The 500-nt window shown below is 37.8% G+C and carries 1 protein-coding gene; it reads right to left on the bottom strand.

From position 1 onward, the window contains the following. Window positions 1-94: 94 nt before the first annotated feature. Window positions 95-451 carry a four helix bundle protein gene (locus tag DEAC_RS22005; protein ID WP_047812207.1) on the bottom strand — a complete coding sequence of 119 codons (357 nt, stop codon included), beginning with the start codon at window positions 449-451 and terminating at the stop codon, window positions 95-97. Between the last annotated feature and the right edge of the window lie 49 nt (window positions 452-500).

Below are 500 nucleotides of genomic sequence, written 5' to 3'. Positions count from 1 at the left end.
AAAAACTCCACTATCCCTTACAGAATAACTTCGCTGTCTTTAGAACGCTCCCCTACCCCTTATCGTAGTTCGATATTCGATGCACGTTGTTCGATTATTTCCAGCTCTCTAATAAGCGATAGATTTGTCTTGCAAGATGATCATACGTTTCATTCAGCTCTTGGAAAACTTTGTTTTCCAGGTAACCAAGATCTTTGATCATTTCTAACAGGACCATTACTTCATTGCATGATCCTAAGGCAATTCTTAGGAAATTTTTGAAATCTGTACTCGAACTTCTTCGTCCAAACCCTTCTACTATATTCAATGGTATGGAGGTAGCTGCTCTACGCATTTGACTTCCTAATTCATACTGCTCATGCTTTGGAAATTCTAGGGTCATTTGATGTAAACTCAAAGCTGTCTTGTAAGATATCTTGTATACTTCAAGATCTTTATAGCTTTTTAACATCGCTTTCCCTCTTTCGAACTACGAACCACGAATATCGAACCACGATAAA

The organism is Desulfosporosinus acididurans (assembly GCF_001029285.1).
Taxonomy (GTDB): domain Bacteria; phylum Bacillota; class Desulfitobacteriia; order Desulfitobacteriales; family Desulfitobacteriaceae; genus Desulfosporosinus; species Desulfosporosinus acididurans.
Note: the sequence above shows the minus strand (reverse complement) of the source record. Positions and strands in the feature narration are given on the sequence as shown.